Consider the following 15,855-nt stretch of genomic DNA (forward strand, 5'->3'; position numbering starts at 1 on the left):
TCATTGGGATGCTCCCTTTATTGGAGGAAGGGCGCGTGCCGCAACAAGGCGTTTGGGGGCGAGGGCTTATAGAAGTTATTTTGTAAGTCCTACTCACCCGACAAACATAACTTTAAGGATTATTGGGAATCCGTTCAATTTGAGCGTAACCACTGAATACCAGGCGTTTACCCTGAGTTTCTAGGCGGTTAATCCGCAGTTTCACTCCATCGAGATTAAATCGATCTAGATCGACCATTTTATTCAAAATCCCATCTAGCGCAGTAGTTAAGGTTTCAGAAATCTCTCGCAATTCCTCTGGGATTGAATCTGGTTCAAATTGGGTGTCTTTGAAAAGAATGGACTTCCGCCGTTCAACTGCTAGGGTAGAAGTCATGCTAATTGGGACTAAACCTCTATCGCACAGGTTAACTTTAGCAAAGAGTTGTATCCTGTTATTCTGTTTTAGCTTAACTTCTACGTCGGTAAAGGATATGGGTTGGTTACCGGAAAGTTCGCTTAAAGCAGGAATTGATACATTCTCCAGATGCTTTCTGACTAAATTTGCCTTGAAGGAGTTGTTAATGTCAGCTTCTGTTAAGATTACTTGTGCGATCGCCTGTGTGGGTTGTTTTAGGGAAAGTTTCCCTTTGAGAAGGGAACCGAAGTCTAAGGAGACTGCATCGGTTTCAAAGGACATTTCCTCTGTGCGGAAATCCTGACGAATTACTAAACCACTACCTTTCATCCTAAAGCTGTCTATGCTACCCTGCAACAATTTACTGGAGGGATAGCAGCGTACCGAAACTTCTACCAACTCGCTGCGAGTAAAGAGGTGGCGAATTGTATTATTGGCAACAGTGTTGAGCATTTGCTCACCCCAGTCAGTGCCATTATTATTGGGTATTCCGACAAAGCCACCTATCATATTTGCCTATATATCCAATGAATGAAAGTAATACTTTTTCGACATCCGTAAGTGTTCTCTCTCTTTTGTAACAAATTGTAAAGATTTCTGCAATTAGACTTTTCAAGTTTGTAGGGAGTAGGGAGTGGGGAGTGGGGAGTGGGGGAAGTCAAAATTAATTCCCTAACCTCTACTCCTCTACTCCTCTACCCCTCTACTCCTTTACCCCTCATCAAAGTCAAAATAGGAATTACGCCGCTACATTATATATAGTGGTCAAACTCCGTTAGCAACGGATAATTCACGCTACATATAGAGGATCTCTGTAAGTCCGATCAAAACTATTTTCCCCATCTCCCCTCTTCCCCATCTCCCCTCTCCCCCTCTTACGGGACTCTATTATCAGGAATTCTTCAAGAGGAATAGAGAGAAATTGATTATTACTTAATCATGTCATGGCAAAACGCATCTACCAGCTCATCAGCAAATTCAAGCAATTGTATTGCCTCAAGACAGCCACCAAATCTGGCTTGAATTCACAAGGGAAATCGCAAAATTTTAAAGGGATATCTTTCCTGATGGGATGGAGAAGTTCCGCAGGTATTTTTGATATAATTGCGACAGATAATCCCAAGATATTAGCCGCTTTAATTATACCACTAGCTGCTTGTTTATTTCCTGCGATCGCTCTTTCTCAATCTATTCTTCCTGATGGCAGTACCAACACCACTGTTGCTCCCAATGGTGATATTAAAGGCGGTGAATTGAGTCAGGATGGCAAGAATCTGTTCCACAGTTTCAGTCAGTTTGGTCTGAATGCTGGTGAAATTGCTAACTTCATGTCCAACCCGTCAATTGTAAATATACTGGGTAGAGTCACTGGTGGCAATCCTTCAATTATTAATGGTTTAATTCAAGTTACAGGTGGCAATTCACATCTGTTTTTAATGAATCCGGCGGGCATTGTATTTGGTGCTAATGCTGTACTCAATATTCCCGGTGATTTTACAGCTACTACTGCTACGAGGATTGGCTTTGGTAACGATAATTGGTTTAACGGAATTGGTGCTAATAATTATTCTGCCTTAGTGGGTAATCCCAGTATATTTGATTTTGGTCTATCTGGCACGCCGGGAGTAATTATTAATGGTGGAGATTTAGCAGTTGGAGATGGTAAAAATCTTAATCTAATCGGTGGTACAGTTGTTAGTACTGGTTCATTAACTGCACATGGAGGGAATATCAGTATAGTAGCGGTTCCGGGGCAAAATTTAGTACGAATTTCTCAATCTGGTCACTTACTTAGTTTGGAGATTCAAGCTAGTCAAATAACTGACTCTGGGTTGCCAAATCCCCTATCTTTAGCAGAACTACTAACAGGTTATTCTGACATTCAAACCTTAACAGGATTAACAGTTAGTTCAACTACGGGTCAAGTTAACCAAACAGGATCTAATCTAATTGTACCAGATGGAGGAGGTACAGTATTTGCATCTGGTAAAATTGATGTTTCTACCAGATCCCCTCTAGGTGGAGGAGTCCAGTTACGGGGCAATTCGATTGGATTTTTTGGTGATATTTCGGCTAGTGGGAGTAGTAATAGTGTTGTCGAGTTATCGGGGCAAGATAATCTAACATTTGATGGGAATGTGGATACCTTAACCCTGGCTGGAGATAAAGGGAAGTTATTACTTGAGTCGCCTAATTTTACCATTATTGATAGCGCAACTATTAGTGGCGATACCACTGCCAATCAACCGCCATCGCCTTTCGATCCCAACCGCCCGACTAATACCCTATCTTGGGGTAAGATTGCCAATCTTATCCTGAAAAACAATATCACTTTGCAAGGGATAGGGGATATCTCTGTTACAGATATAATCGGGAATACTCCCAAAATTACCCAGAATGATTTAGTGAAATTTGGGAATAATGGTGGTACTTTGACGCTGCAATCTACCCAAGGCGCGATCGCATTTAGCGATGCCAATGATACCATACAAACCTCTGGCAGTGCCATTACTCTAGAAGCATTCCAAGGAATAACTACAGGTAACTTCCTCACCAATGGCGGTGACGTTACCTTAACTTCCCAAACTGATAACATTAGCACTGGTAAAATAGATACTAGTGCAATAGATAAAAATGGCGGTAGCATTCGTTTAACTGCTCGAACAGGTATCAATATTGACTATATTAATGCCCAAAGTTTTAACGGGCATGGTGGTAATGTCGATATTACAACAGGGAGATTTTTTCGGGCATCGGGTACTTTTGCCGAACGGAATGGCGATAGTTTGAGTATTTCTACAGCGGGTACTGCTGGCGGTGGCTCAATTATAATTCGACATGGAGTAAATACATCTAGCATTCCCTTTACTGTAGGCTCAGATTATAACAGCGCAAATGGTACAGCCGGAGCAATTTCAACAGGCGTAGCATCCTCATCTGTTCAAAACAACGAGATTATTAATGGTGTATTTTCCGGTTACTATCGTCAAGGAAATTCACCTAGCGACATCCAAATTATTGGGCCAGAAATAGAAAAAGTAGCCGTGAATAATCCTCTACCTGAAGTCAATACTCCCAATACTCCCATATCTTCCCAGGAGAAGGATAAACCCAAGGAAAATATCGTAACCTCTCCCATCCTTCCTCCAGTAGAAATTGATACGGTAGTCAGTAAACTGGAAGAGTCTTTCACTACTCAGTTTAAAGAATATTTAGGCAAAGATATTCAGGCTTCCACCGTAAATTTATCCCAAGCGCGGGGAATCATGGGGGATGTGGAAACAGAAACTAGTATTGAACCTGCCATCATTTATGCTGTTTTTGTACCTGCAAATATCCAAAGTGGTACAACAGCAAAACAGCCTACTGATGAGTTAGAATTAGTGGCAATTACTGCCAAAGGCAAACCCATTCGCAAACAGTTAGTAGGAGTAAATCGGGAAGAAGTACTCAAAGTTGCTCAAGAATTTAGAAGTGGAGTTACCAACGTCAGAGATGAGCGCGGTTACCTCCGTTCATCACAGCAATTATATCAGTGGTTAGTTGCACCATTAGTAGAAGATTTAGAAGCGCGAGGAGTGAAGAATTTAGTATTTATTTTAGATAGCGGATTGCGCTCCATACCTATTGCGGCTCTTCACGACGGGAAAAGTTTTTTAATCGAGCGATATAGTGTCAGTTTGATGCCGAGTTTGAGTCTAACGGATACAAGTTATCGAAATATTAAAAATGCCCAAGTATTGGCAATGGGAGCAGATAGATTTAGCGACCAAAAACCGCTGCCAGCAGTGCCTATAGAATTGAGTGCGATTGCAGGTAAATTATGGAAAGGAAAATACTTTCTCAATAATACCTTTACCCTAGAAAATCTCAAAGCACAGCGACAGGAAACACCCTTTGGCATTATTCACTTAGCCACTCATGCTAATTTCCAACCAGGAGTACCAAGCCAATCCTATATCCAACTTTGGGATAGTAAGTTAAGATTAGACCAAATTCGTCAACTTGGTTGGCATAATCCACCTGTAGAATTATTAGTATTGAGTGCTTGTCGAACAGCGTTAGGTGATGAAGAGGCAGAGTTAGGTTTTGCTGGGTTAGCAGTGCAAGCAGGAGTAAAATCAGCTTTAGCTAGTTTGTGGTACGTCAGTGATGAAGGTACATTAGGATTAATGACAGAATTTTATAAGCAACTTAAAATTACTCCAATTAAATCAGAAGCATTGCGACAAGCACAGTTAGCAATGTTGCGGGGAGAGGTGCGAATTGAGTCAGGAAAATTACGGAGTGGTGGAGGAGAAATAATATTACCTCCTGAGTTAGCGCGGGTGGGAAATTTGCAGTTAAGTCATCCTTATTATTGGGCGGCTTTTACGATGATTGGAAGCCCTTGGTAGTTATTTTAACTTGACATTTGATCTAATTTGATTAAAGAGGGCGAATAGTTATAATTGTCATGTTGTTGTACCATCTGACTTCTCTCGAACCATTGAAATATGTTCTCTCTCCATTTGCGATCGAACCCATGCAAGCAAGCTATTCTACTCCCTCCATTTGTGTAGGAAATGTCCTCTTCCGGAACCCAATGTGAATAGCTAACAACCCCATGGCAGAGAGCCAAAGCCAGTAGCCAAGAAGAGGTTGAATAGCAGACAGATAACAAACCCCTCCCTCATCAGCCAGAAGTGGAAACCAATTCGTTAAGTGCAAACTGCTTAAGGCAAAACCAATAGCTCCGACAATGAATATACGGGCGAATATCAAATTATTTCTGAAAGATGTAATCGATGTAATCAATGCCAAGAAGTAAAAAGGATTTGCTAACCAACCCATAGCGCCATATTGAATGAAAATAACCCCGATTGCTCCTAACAGAAGTAAGGCAATGCCCCAACTACTTTCTGTAGCTCCATTAGGTACATTCCATAACCCTGCCACGAAATCCTTTGAATTGCTTCCACCGCAGATCTTCTCAAATAGAATGGCTGGAGATGCCAAACAACTGATATATAGAATCAAAGATAAAACAGGCAACAAAAATCGGCTCATAGCTCTCCAGGAGTTAGGGTGATAGGCTTTGGCTCACATAATTAAATATACCCTCCATCTAGTCATAAATCAAATTATCTTCTCGACCAACCTGTGACATATTGTTGATTAAAATCAGGTGACAAATATAAGATTCATATCGATTAATAACCAGATGATTGCTGCTGATAAGCTAAATAGACAGATTCCAAAAACACATTAGCACTAACCTTTTCTGGCAGTGCTTCCAGAGCGATAATATCTTTAATTTGACGAGCTAATCGTCGGCTTAATTCATATCTTGCCTCCGGTGTCATTCCTTCGCGGCGCTGCAAATACTCTCGAATTACGGCAAAATTATCTGGTAGCAAACGGGATAAATCTGCTTCTGTTTGGAGCCAATCAGCTAAATTTTGTGCCTCTTCAGATAAAGGAAAATTTGCCGAAACAATTGCTCTTTCCTCTTCAACCACAAGGGTTCCCGCTACCCAATCTCCCAAGCGTTTCTCCCGTTTGCCAAAGATAATAAAAAATACTCCCAAAAATAATAAGTCATCAACGGGGCGCAGCAAAGCACGAAGGGTTGCTTGCTGCAATCTAACAGGTGTGCCATCATCGCGAATGGCGCGAATCTTGACATAGCGTTTACCAGGAGTTTGCCCTTGCCATAAGGTTTCAAAAAATACAAAGTAACCAACATTTAGGGCGAAAGCTATTAATAGCATAATTGAAAATAACCACAGTTGTGCGCCACTGCTGCTACCTACCCAGCTTTCAATAATATCGGTAATTTGAATAGATAAAAATCCCCAAGCAATCAGAAATACGAGCCAGATTAATGCCCAAACTATATAGTCAATTAATAGGGCATACGCGCGACTGCCAATTCCGGCTAAGGTAAATTCTAGTTCAACACTTTCTGGCGTTTGGAGTTTGATGCGGTTAAAAAATCCCATGGCATGTGATGATGTATTAAGTACCAATCCTGAAGTTACAGGAGATTGCAGGTTTATGAAGTATACCCCAGAAACCTGGTTTCTCAAAGAAACCGGGTTTCTCAAAGAAACCGGGTTTCTCTGCATCTCACATACCTGAAAATTGCTGTGACTTGATATTATCTTTCTGTCTCTTCCCAGTTTAAATCGCGTATCTGCAAATCAATACCTTCCTGACGAGTGCGAAGATCGTAATAAATGACAGCTTTAATCGATTGCCAAAAAGGTATAATGAACACGCTAACAGTTAATCCTAAAATATAGCTCAAAACTAAGAAAACAATTTGAAAAGTGATATCCAGGGGAGATGTTTTCATAATCTCTAGAAGAATTGTTTGAATGAGACTAACTGCAATCTGAGAGACAATATAGACAGGGATGCTAACCAAAAAAGCTACGATGAAGATTAGAAAAATTCTCCCCACATATCCTTGAGTCAAAGCCCAGCTACGTCCAATTGTTTGTTTAGCATTGAGATTTGGCTCAATAGCTAGTGGAACTTCAATCAGGGAAAGGCGTGTAAAGAAACGAATAATAAAACTTAATGCAAAACCAAAAGCTACAATTCCTATTAATACCATTAGCATGACAACAGCCGCATTATTTTTAGTGGTATATGCAATTACACCAAAGATAATTCCGATCAAACCCATGGCAATATAAAATCCTAGTATCATACCAATGTATATTAAAAAATACAGGAAATTAGTTATTAAAAAAATCCAAATCTTTCGATCTACATGACTGCGAGCTTCCCGAACAGTTTCTGGTAATTCTACTAATTGACGGAAGGCTAATCGGGTAATAAGTGCAGAATTAGCGACGTATTTAGCAAAGCAATAAAAGAAGAGAGGTATGCTAATTACAACCAGTAACAAAATATTAACTGGATTCACCTGTTTGGATGCAATCAGAGTAGGAATTATCGGAATAAAAAGCAAAAAGGGCAAAAGTGACCACAAAGTTGCCCGGAAAGCAATAGCGAAATATACTTTAAGATGATCTCGATAGAGTCGCAAACCAGCACTGACGACATTACCAGGAGTGAGGGAGCCAATTGGTTGTTCGAGGTTGCGATTAGACATGGCTAAATTTATCCAGTTGCTTGATATGGAGAGTTTAAGGTTATCTTAGGCTAAGGTTGGTGTAATTTCCATAAAAATTTATGAATATTAATCGTTGGATTGGCAGGCGGGAAGCAAACTGGAAGCGCTTGGATACCCTCTTGACACAAGTGGAAAAAAGGGGACTTAAATCTTTACAAGCACCTCAAATTAAGGAATTAGCCAGTTTATATCGCTCTGTTTCCGCAGATTTGGCTCGTGCCAAGACGAATAAAGTCGGGAATATCATAGTGCAAGATTTGCAACGGCTAACTTCCCGTGGCTATAACCAAATTTATCAAGGCTCTCGCCATCAGGAATGGCAAGCGGTTTGGGATTTTTGTCGCTGGGGTTTCCCTAGTGTAGTGCAGAAAACATTTGCTTACACGGCGGTAGCGACGGCAATCTTTTTGGTGGCGGCGCTAATTGCTTGGTGGTTTGCTTGGCAAGATCCAAATTTTATCTCTCTGATAGCACCACCATCTTTAATTGAAAAAGTGCGGGATAAGGGTGAATTGTGGATGGGTTCGATTGTGGGAATTGAACCCCTAGCTTCTAGCAGTATTATGGTTAACAATATCAAGGTTTCTTTTGGTGCAGTTGGTGGTGGAATAACTGCTGGAGCAGTCACTGTATTTATCCTAATTAATAATGGACTCCATATCGGCGCGATCGCAACTTTAGTTGCTCAGAATAATTTGGCTTATCCTTTCTGGGCATTTGTATTACCTCACGGCTCGTTGGAATTACCTGCAATATTTTTAGCTGGTGGTGCTGGGTTACTGATAGGTAGAGGTATTTTGTTTCCGGGTAAATATCGTCGTGGAGATGCGATAAAATTTTATGGTTACCAAGCGGCTCAATTAGTGTTTGGGATTGTCCCGATGCTAATTATTGCTGGTACAATTGAGGGGTTTTTCTCTCCTAGCCCAGTTGTGCCATCACCTCTTAAGTATGCTGTTGGTGTTGGATTATTTACTGTCTTGGTTGTTTATTGCAGTCGTCAAAGAAAGGATGAAGGATGAAGGATGAAGGATGAAGGATGAAGTATGAAAGATGAAGTATGAAGTATGAATACAATAATTAATATAGATGCCAACTACAAAGAAACCGGGTTTCTTGAAGAAACCCGGTTTCTGAGGTGTACTTCATCCAACTGAAAACCGCTATATTAATTAGTACTTCGCAAACTCCGCACTTCCTCAATACTAATGCCCGTAATTTGACTGATGGCTTCATCATCTAGTCGTGGGAGTAATTGTCGGGTAATGGCGATCGCTTTTTCTCGCATTCCTTCTTGAATTCCTTCTTCTCGCCCTTCTTCTCGCCCTTCTTCTCTTCCGAGAGAAATGGCTCCTTGTTGATCGTAGATAAACATTTCTCGCCGTTCAAAATCATCTAATTCTTCTGGGGTTAAATTCACTTGATTGGCAATTGTAAATGCTTGATGAATTTCCGGAATTACATCCATTATTTCGGGAACTTCACTTAGGCTTCTGGCATATTTCATAAAGTAAATCCACTTGTCTGTCAAGGTTTCAAGTTGAGCTATTTCTCGGTTAAACTTGGGTAATTCCACAAAAATTAACTTTATATCATTTTCAGTATAGGTTAAGTTGGTTGTTTCTTCTTTGTAAACAAAGCGAGAAATTACGCTATCGCTATTGGGGAACATCTCAAAATCGGTAATTGTTAAAGCGATGACAGGTTTCAGCATTCTGTATCCTTCTCCTTTCTGCAATTGAAAGGCATAGGTTTTTGCTGCATTGAATAAAACCCGCTTACCAAATGACTGGACGTTCAATACCTGCATTTCAATGATCGCTATTGTGTTATCATTGAGGAAAGCTTTCACATCTAGATAGGTATCTTTCAATCCTTGGACTCTAGGTGGGAGGTTGGGGTCAATAATTTCTAAGTTTTCAATGATGGATTTGCCTTCATAAATTAGGGCATTGAGAAAGCTTTTGAGAATATCTTTGCTTTCTGATGAACCAAATATTTTTTTAAATGCGTAGTCGGTTTTGGGGTTAATAAAAATCATAAGTATGTAACCTTGCTATTGCTTATCTTGACCTACAGCTATTTTAGCTTATACTCAGATCTTGCACCAATGTCAATAACTATAGGGTGGGCACTCCCCACTAAAGTAATTTTATGCTTTTAGAGTTATCTTGGGGAGTGCCCACCCTACAAAAAATAGTTAGTTGAGAATGGTGCGTTAGCCAAGGCTAACACAGCCTACAGATAGAGTTGTTGCGTAAGTTTTAGTAGAATTTATTCCTTCACCCGTAACTGCAAATCCAAACTTTCACGACGACAGCGAATATCGTAATAAACTACGGCTTTGATAGTTTGCCAAAAGGGCATAATAATGACTCCCGTTACTATCGTTAAAACGATTGTCACTAAAGCTGCTCTAATAGAAATATCATCTATAATATATCGCAAGAAATTATAAGATAGTAATCTTACTATTTCGCCGAATACACGCCAAACAATAATCCAGATGGGAAAAGTTATTGAAAATGAGATTAAGATAATTGTAATTAGCCGCATTCTCAAACCTTTAGTCAATTCCCAGCTTTGTTTAATCGCCTTAAATGGATTGCTATTATCCTCCATGACTAATGTTAAATCGGTAATAAATAATCGCGAGTAATGCCATAAAGGACTTAAGTATACAGCTATGGCTATTGGCAAAAATATTGCGGTAGATACCCAACTTCCAAAGACATTGCCATCCTTCGGCAGCGGTGGTAGATTTATTCCTAAAATGACAGTAAGGATAGCATAGATAATACCAAAAGTTAAGGAGAATAATATCAACCATAAACAGGCGATTATTAGCGGCATAATGAATACTAAAATACCTAAAGATAATAAACTCCACATCCGACGATAAGTCTGAGTTTTAGCAGTATTAATGCTTTCCGGCTGACTGATTAAGTTGCCAAATGCTAAACGAGATATCAGGGCTGCAATTCCATAAAATTTCGCCCAACCATAAATAGGCACAAACAACCATAAATGAGCAGTTAGGGCAAGCTGGCTATATAATTTAAAGTTAGCTCGATAAACTTTTAAACCAACATTTACTACATTACCGATAGTTAGGGGTTGGAGTGGATTTTGGGACATGGCTAATTTGTAAAATCTCTACTAGAGTACTTAAATCTTGCTATAATAAATTCCTTGCCTTAAGCTGCAAATATCGCTCCACCAACTCATCGCTAATCCGATTAGCAGGGGCATCTAAAACTAACACACCTTTTTGCTTCAATTTAGCAAAAGCTACCTGACGTTGGGCAATTAAATCTAAAGCGACAGCACGAGTATAAGTCTCTTCAATACCTTCAGTTGAAGTATGAGCAAGTTTATCGACTTGAGGATCTCGGAGAGTGACACAAAATGGTAAATATCGAGGTGTAAGTCGTCCTAATGCAGCCAGCAATTCCGCAGAAGCAGTAACATCTATTATATCAGTAATTAAGACTATTAAAGCGCGACGATTTTGTTGATTTACCAGTTTAGTGACAGCACCAAAATAATCTGGTTCTAATAATACTGGTTGAATGGGGGTTAGGCGTTCAATTAATTTAGATAATTGATAATTTCCTCTTTCTGGTGGAATCCAAGTAGTTACTTCCTTATCGAAAACACCAATACCAACTCTATCCCCTCTATTTAATCCAGCTAAGGCTAAAGATAGGGTAGCATTTAAACCCCAATCAAATCTTTTTAATCCTTGAACTTGTGCCGTCATTAACCTTCCCCGATCCAGTAAAATAATTAAAGTTTGCTCCTTTTCTGGCTCCAATACTCGCACCAAGGGGCGACTGCGGCGGGCTGTGGCTTTCCAATCAATTAAACGAGTATCATCACCGATGCCATATTCTCGCAATTCGGCAAATTCTGTACCCACTCCTAAACGCCGCGCTTGGCGCATTGTACCTGTATTTTCGAGGGCTAGACGAATTGAGAGCGATCGCAATCCTACTAAATCAGGATAAACTGCTACTATCTCACGGGCTGGAATTTGCCAATTATGCCAAGCTAATCCCCACTTTCCTAACTGTCTAACGTGAATATCTCCCCAGCGATACTCACCCCGACTATTTGGATGAACAGTATAAGTAATTTCTTCACTACTATGAGGATTAACTGTGGTTTCTAGTATTGATGTGGATACTTGAAACTCTATAGGATAGTAATCCCGCAGGCGAATTTTTGCTAACTTATTTGCCGATTGTACTGATAGTATTACCGGATTATCTCGCCCAATGGAAAGTCGATGTAATGGAGATCGGGTTACTGTCACCCGATTAGCTTTTACTGCTTGTCCATCCCAGATAGCCAAACCGACAACAATAATATCAAATATTAGGGTAACGATGATGCTAATATTGATATTAAACAGATTAGCTAGCAATAGTGCGATCGCAATCCCTAGCAGTAATAGCAAATAGATATTTCGTGAAGGAATAATCATCAAAATTACCTCTGTTTAATCCCCATTCCTCGGTATATTATAGCTAATTGCTACTCCCTACTCCCTACTCCCCATTTATCTAGGAACAGATACTTGTTTAAGGATAGCAGCAATTACACCATCCATCTGAATACCATCTAATTGCGCTTCGGGTTTGAGAATTAAACGGTGACGCAATAGAGGAAGTGCCACAGCTTTCACATCATCAGGAATCGCATAATTCCTTCCTTCCAACCAAGCATGAGCTTTACTAGTTTGCAACCAGGCTACAGCAGAGCGTGGAGATGCACCCAATGCTAAATCTGGATATTTGCGAGTTTGCTCTACTAAAGATAGCAGATAATCGAGTGTATTCTCCTCAATACTAACAGCTTGCACTTCTTTCCTAACACTGATAATTTGTTCTACTGTAGCGATAGGTTTAATCCGTTCCAAATCCAGGCGTTTGGCGCGAAATCCTTTCTGAGAATTCAATAACATTTGCTTCTCTGCGGCTCGATCCGGATAATCGACAATTAGCTTGAATAAAAAGCGATCTAACTGTGCCTCTGGCAAGGGATAAGTCCCCTCAAATTCTAGGGAATTTTGGGTAGCAATTACCCAGAATAGTTCGGGCAATGGTAAACTCTCTCCATCTAGAGTTACTTGCTGCTCTTCCATTGCTTCCAGCAGTGCCGCTTGGGTTTTGGGAGGTGTGCGGTTAATTTCATCTGCCAGTAAAATTTCGGTAAATACTGGTCCTTTTTTGAGGGTGAAATCGCGACTATTTAGATCGAATATATTCGTTCCCAAAATATCGGAAGGTAAAATATCTGGTGTTAATTGAATTCGCCTAAAATCTGCTTGTAATAACCGGGCTAGTACTTTCACAAGGAGGGTTTTTCCGGTTCCTGGTACTCCTTCAATAATTACATGTCCACCACTCAGCAGGGCTACTAATAGTTGATCTACTAGTTTGGATTGCCCTACAACTATTTTATTCAAGGTTTGGCTGAGACGATTAAATATGGGATTGTCGTTTGTCATTGGTTGTTGGTTGTTAGTTGTTGGTTGTTGGTTGTTGGTTGTTAGTTGTTGGTTGTTAGTTGTTGGTTGTTAGTTGTTGGTCAAATAAATAATACTTGTAACAGTCTATACGCCTGTTATACAACAAATAACAAATAACCAACAACAAATAACTAACAACTAGATTGATGGATTTTTTGCCATTTCTCTAGCCAGTTTAGCAGATCTTTATCTCTCATGCGCAGTTTTTCAGGTTGCTCTCGCAATAGTTGTTCTAATTCTGTTGCTGGATGCCCTGTCTGTTGTACCCAGGCATTTATTAAGGATTCTCGATCGAGTAAGATATCTCCTAATCCTAGGGATTTTTGCAGTTGTAGCTGTTGTTCTTTTCCTACTATATCTAATATGAATTCGCTGCTTCCTGCTTTTTGCAATACACCTGCTAGAGCCAGGATATAAGCTTCGCTGTTGTTAACTACTGGTGTGGTTAGGGTGACAGGTTGTCCAAAGCGACGATTGGCTGCCCAGATGGTAATTAGTAGTATAATTAATCCCTGTAGGAATGCAGGAAATATTGCTGTCTTGGCTAAATAACCAAATAATGTTTGCTCTTGTTTGCAGTCTGGGCTATCTGTAGATTGGTTTTGGCAATTTAGTACTTCTGAATCTTTGTAACCGTGGATGTATTCATCTACCCATATATTAGTTATGGATTGAGTGGTGGATTTAGCAGCGGATGTGTTATTGGTTTGGGGAAAATATTTTAGGGTTTTTGTCGCGGATGAGTTAGGGGATGTAATAGATATGTTTTTAGTTTCTCCCTCGTTTCCCAGATTATCCGTACCCCTATTTCTTTGTTTCCCTCCTCCCGATTGGGTGACAAGTTTGGCTAGTAATTCATAATTACCTGGAATATCTTGATAGGCATTTGCAGCTAAATGGGGAGTGGTGACGAAAATAATTTTCCCTTTATCGATTTCTTCTTGCCACACAATTGCGCCAAATTTATCGCCTAAAATTAGTTGCTTATCTTCTGGCTCTTGTTTATATTTTCTGTATCTCCGACTTGTGTCAATTTTAATCTTACCTTCTGGGCTATCCTCCATTGTACTAAAAGGAGCGTCTGTTACTGGTTTGCGCACACCTAAAATTACTAGAGCATTGCCTTTTTTTACCCAGATTTGTTCCATACTACCAATGTCTTGAGTGGTGAGGTTACTGTTAACTCTCAAGAAAGTAATTGGACTTTTGGCATCCTTACTATTAACTAGTGCGGAGAAGGGTTTTTGCCACCGCTGGATGGGTGTGCCTCTTTCAGACATGAAGGCATACCACGCCCCATAGCCATCTGGGGAACGGCTGTAGGTGGAGCCGCTCATGAGTTTATTGCTAGTGGGCGCTGCTACTAGGGTAATTAGTATTATTACTCCAATTGCGATCGCGCCAAATATCCATAATTTTCTATTGGCAATTTTCATAAAATAAAGGATGAAGGCTGAAGGCTGAAGGCTGAAGGTTGAAGGCTGAAGGTTGAAGGTTGAAGGATGAAGGCTGAAAGATGAAGGTTGAAGGATAAAGGCTGAACAAAAAAATTATACTTCATCCTAACTATCCATATTAGTGTTAATAATTCATCCTTCACAATTCATCCTTCACACTTCATCCCTTCTATTTCTTGATAAGCTTCCTGACATTGCTCGAAGAGGAAACTAGATGCTTCAGAATTACTAAAACATAGCTGTTGGTGAGTCATCAACAAAATTCGATAAGGTATCGGTTGGGGTAAATCCTCCACTAATTGCCAATATTCTCCATCTGTGCGACTGGCTTGGTGAGGAGCAATCCCTCTGGAGTGCAACTGCTGTAACATCGCCATATACAAGCATAAACAAGCGTCACGGTAGTTACCCTCTTGCTGGAATTTTTGCGATCGCACTAACCAAGTAGCAGCAGATAATTCAGTAACAGAGGCTTTTGTCATTCTATCAGCAAGCTGACTTTTTTTGTTTCTCACAAAACTAATATAAATCTCCGCCCTTTGCCAAAGCTGTAAAACTGTCCAACTCAAGAGAAAAGCGAGGAGTAACCAAAAGATTCCTTTGGCAATTATTCCGATAATTGGCGAATTTAACCAAGAAAGCCAAGAGAAATCTGGGGTGTTTGGGATACCTGGTGTAAATCGGGAAAGCTGCATTTCCAACCATTCCCCCATTTTTTGTTGAAATTGCTGGAATTGCCAAGAGAAATTATCCTTTTCGTAGGAGCCATTTATACCATTCATTGGTTGCTTAGGATACTTTTGATAGTGCTGTCAACAAATAAATTATATGGTGGAATAGCCGATTACCTTCATTTGTAGGCAATACACCGACACTAAGAATTGTTAATTTACACAGATTGGAGTGTCCCCATTCCCCCACAGTCACAACTGTCTGTGATTTAGATCCTGTGAAAGATAAATACAAATCACTTTATTATCTACTTTTAGATTACTGGTTTTGAGTGTATTAATACAGAAAATAGTCAGTCATCTAATCCAGAGTTATCGGTAAGCTGGCAATAACAGGCAAACTAAAATATAAAACTATCCTTCAATATCCAATTTTAATACCATCCCATTGCGATAGGGATTTTAAGTTTAATCCACTACACGTCAATGTACTAAGGAATAGGGAAAATACTCCCTATTCCCTTTTTTTATCTTCGATTAACTTAACCTTGTCGAGTGGGGAATCTCCATCAATATCCTGTAATAGAAAGAAAGCATCCCAAATTGGCAAAAACCTAAGTTATATTCTTCCTCCCCCCTTCAACAAGCAGGGCTGTTTCATTCTC

At 39.9% G+C, this 15,855-nt stretch carries 12 protein-coding genes; 2 read left to right on the forward strand and 10 right to left on the reverse strand.

The window, feature by feature from the left end; all coding sequences use genetic code 11:
• Positions 1-112: 112 nt before the first annotated feature.
• Complete coding sequence (locus NJ959_RS13710) at positions 113-907, reverse strand: LmeA family phospholipid-binding protein (RefSeq protein WP_254012315.1); 795 nt, start codon at positions 905-907, stop codon at positions 113-115.
• 434 nt (positions 908-1,341) lie between these two features.
• On the opposite strand from NJ959_RS13710, the gene NJ959_RS13715 reads away from it, so the two are divergent.
• Positions 1,342-4,794: a CHAT domain-containing protein gene (locus tag NJ959_RS13715; protein WP_254012316.1), complete on the forward strand. Its 3,453-nt coding sequence runs from the start codon at positions 1,342-1,344 to the stop codon at positions 4,792-4,794.
• Positions 4,795-4,933: 139 nt separating this feature from the next.
• Here NJ959_RS13715 and NJ959_RS13720 read toward each other — a convergent pair whose 3' ends face one another.
• From NJ959_RS13720 to NJ959_RS13730, 3 genes are all read right to left on the reverse strand, one after another.
• Complete coding sequence (locus NJ959_RS13720) at positions 4,934-5,446, reverse strand: hypothetical protein (RefSeq protein ID WP_254012317.1); 513 nt, start codon at positions 5,444-5,446, stop codon at positions 4,934-4,936.
• A gap of 143 nt (positions 5,447-5,589) precedes the next feature.
• Positions 5,590-6,381, reverse strand: coding sequence for an RDD family protein (locus NJ959_RS13725; RefSeq protein WP_254012325.1), 792 nt, complete (start codon positions 6,379-6,381; stop codon positions 5,590-5,592).
• Between the two features lie 158 nt (positions 6,382-6,539).
• Entirely contained in the window at positions 6,540-7,505 is a 966-nt protein-coding gene (locus NJ959_RS13730; RefSeq protein WP_254012318.1) for a hypothetical protein, read from the reverse strand.
• A gap of 80 nt (positions 7,506-7,585) precedes the next feature.
• Between NJ959_RS13730 and NJ959_RS13735 the strand changes: the two genes are divergently transcribed.
• On the forward strand, positions 7,586-8,548 hold the full coding sequence (locus NJ959_RS13735; RefSeq protein ID WP_254012319.1) for a stage II sporulation protein M: 963 nt from the start codon (positions 7,586-7,588) through the stop codon (positions 8,546-8,548).
• A 146-nt stretch (positions 8,549-8,694) separates the two neighbouring features.
• Here the strand turns inward: NJ959_RS13735 and NJ959_RS13740 are convergent, their stop codons facing one another.
• The 6 genes from NJ959_RS13740 to NJ959_RS13765 form a co-directional block, all read right to left on the reverse strand.
• Positions 8,695-9,567 (reverse strand): Rpn family recombination-promoting nuclease/putative transposase, encoded by an 873-nt coding sequence (locus NJ959_RS13740; RefSeq protein WP_254012320.1) that lies wholly within the window; start codon positions 9,565-9,567, stop codon positions 8,695-8,697.
• Positions 9,568-9,800: 233 nt separating this feature from the next.
• Positions 9,801-10,664 carry a hypothetical protein gene (locus tag NJ959_RS13745; RefSeq protein WP_254012321.1) on the reverse strand — a complete coding sequence of 288 codons (864 nt, stop codon included), beginning with the start codon at positions 10,662-10,664 and terminating at the stop codon, positions 9,801-9,803.
• Between the two features lie 40 nt (positions 10,665-10,704).
• The gene (locus NJ959_RS13750) at positions 10,705-12,012 is read right to left on the reverse strand and encodes a DUF58 domain-containing protein (protein WP_254012326.1); all 1,308 of its coding nucleotides are present in this window, start codon (positions 12,010-12,012) and stop codon (positions 10,705-10,707) included.
• Between the two features lie 78 nt (positions 12,013-12,090).
• A complete protein-coding gene (locus NJ959_RS13755) occupies positions 12,091-13,041 on the reverse strand; it encodes an AAA family ATPase (RefSeq protein ID WP_254012322.1) in 951 nt (316 codons plus the stop codon).
• A gap of 152 nt (positions 13,042-13,193) precedes the next feature.
• A complete protein-coding gene (locus NJ959_RS13760; protein WP_254012323.1) occupies positions 13,194-14,498 on the reverse strand; it encodes a DUF4350 domain-containing protein in 1,305 nt (434 codons plus the stop codon).
• A gap of 167 nt (positions 14,499-14,665) precedes the next feature.
• The gene (locus tag NJ959_RS13765; RefSeq protein WP_254012324.1) at positions 14,666-15,301 is read right to left on the reverse strand and encodes a DUF4129 domain-containing protein; all 636 of its coding nucleotides are present in this window, start codon (positions 15,299-15,301) and stop codon (positions 14,666-14,668) included.
• Positions 15,302-15,855: the final 554 nt, after the last annotated feature.

This window comes from Limnofasciculus baicalensis BBK-W-15 (assembly GCF_024178385.1).
GTDB classification, from domain to species: domain Bacteria; phylum Cyanobacteriota; class Cyanobacteriia; order Cyanobacteriales; family Coleofasciculaceae; genus Limnofasciculus; species Limnofasciculus baicalensis.

Bases quoted from the DNA above. Each gene is read 5' to 3' on its own strand.
- NJ959_RS13710 (WP_254012315.1), bottom strand. From the start codon at position 907: ATGATAGGTGGCTTTGTCGGAATACCCAATAATAATGGCACTGACTGG.
- NJ959_RS13715 (WP_254012316.1), top strand. From the start codon at position 1,342: ATGGCAAAACGCATCTACCAGCTCATCAGCAAATTCAAGCAATTGTAT.
- NJ959_RS13720 (WP_254012317.1), bottom strand. From the start codon at position 5,446: ATGAGCCGATTTTTGTTGCCTGTTTTATCTTTGATTCTATATATCAGT.
- NJ959_RS13725 (WP_254012325.1), bottom strand. From the start codon at position 6,381: ATGGGATTTTTTAACCGCATCAAACTCCAAACGCCAGAAAGTGTTGAA.
- NJ959_RS13730 (WP_254012318.1), bottom strand. From the start codon at position 7,505: ATGTCTAATCGCAACCTCGAACAACCAATTGGCTCCCTCACTCCTGGT.
- NJ959_RS13735 (WP_254012319.1), top strand. From the start codon at position 7,586: ATGAATATTAATCGTTGGATTGGCAGGCGGGAAGCAAACTGGAAGCGC.
- NJ959_RS13740 (WP_254012320.1), bottom strand. From the start codon at position 9,567: ATGATTTTTATTAACCCCAAAACCGACTACGCATTTAAAAAAATATTT.
- NJ959_RS13745 (WP_254012321.1), bottom strand. From the start codon at position 10,664: ATGTCCCAAAATCCACTCCAACCCCTAACTATCGGTAATGTAGTAAAT.
- NJ959_RS13755 (WP_254012322.1), bottom strand. From the start codon at position 13,041: ATGACAAACGACAATCCCATATTTAATCGTCTCAGCCAAACCTTGAAT.
- NJ959_RS13760 (WP_254012323.1), bottom strand. From the start codon at position 14,498: ATGAAAATTGCCAATAGAAAATTATGGATATTTGGCGCGATCGCAATT.
- NJ959_RS13765 (WP_254012324.1), bottom strand. From the start codon at position 15,301: ATGAATGGTATAAATGGCTCCTACGAAAAGGATAATTTCTCTTGGCAA.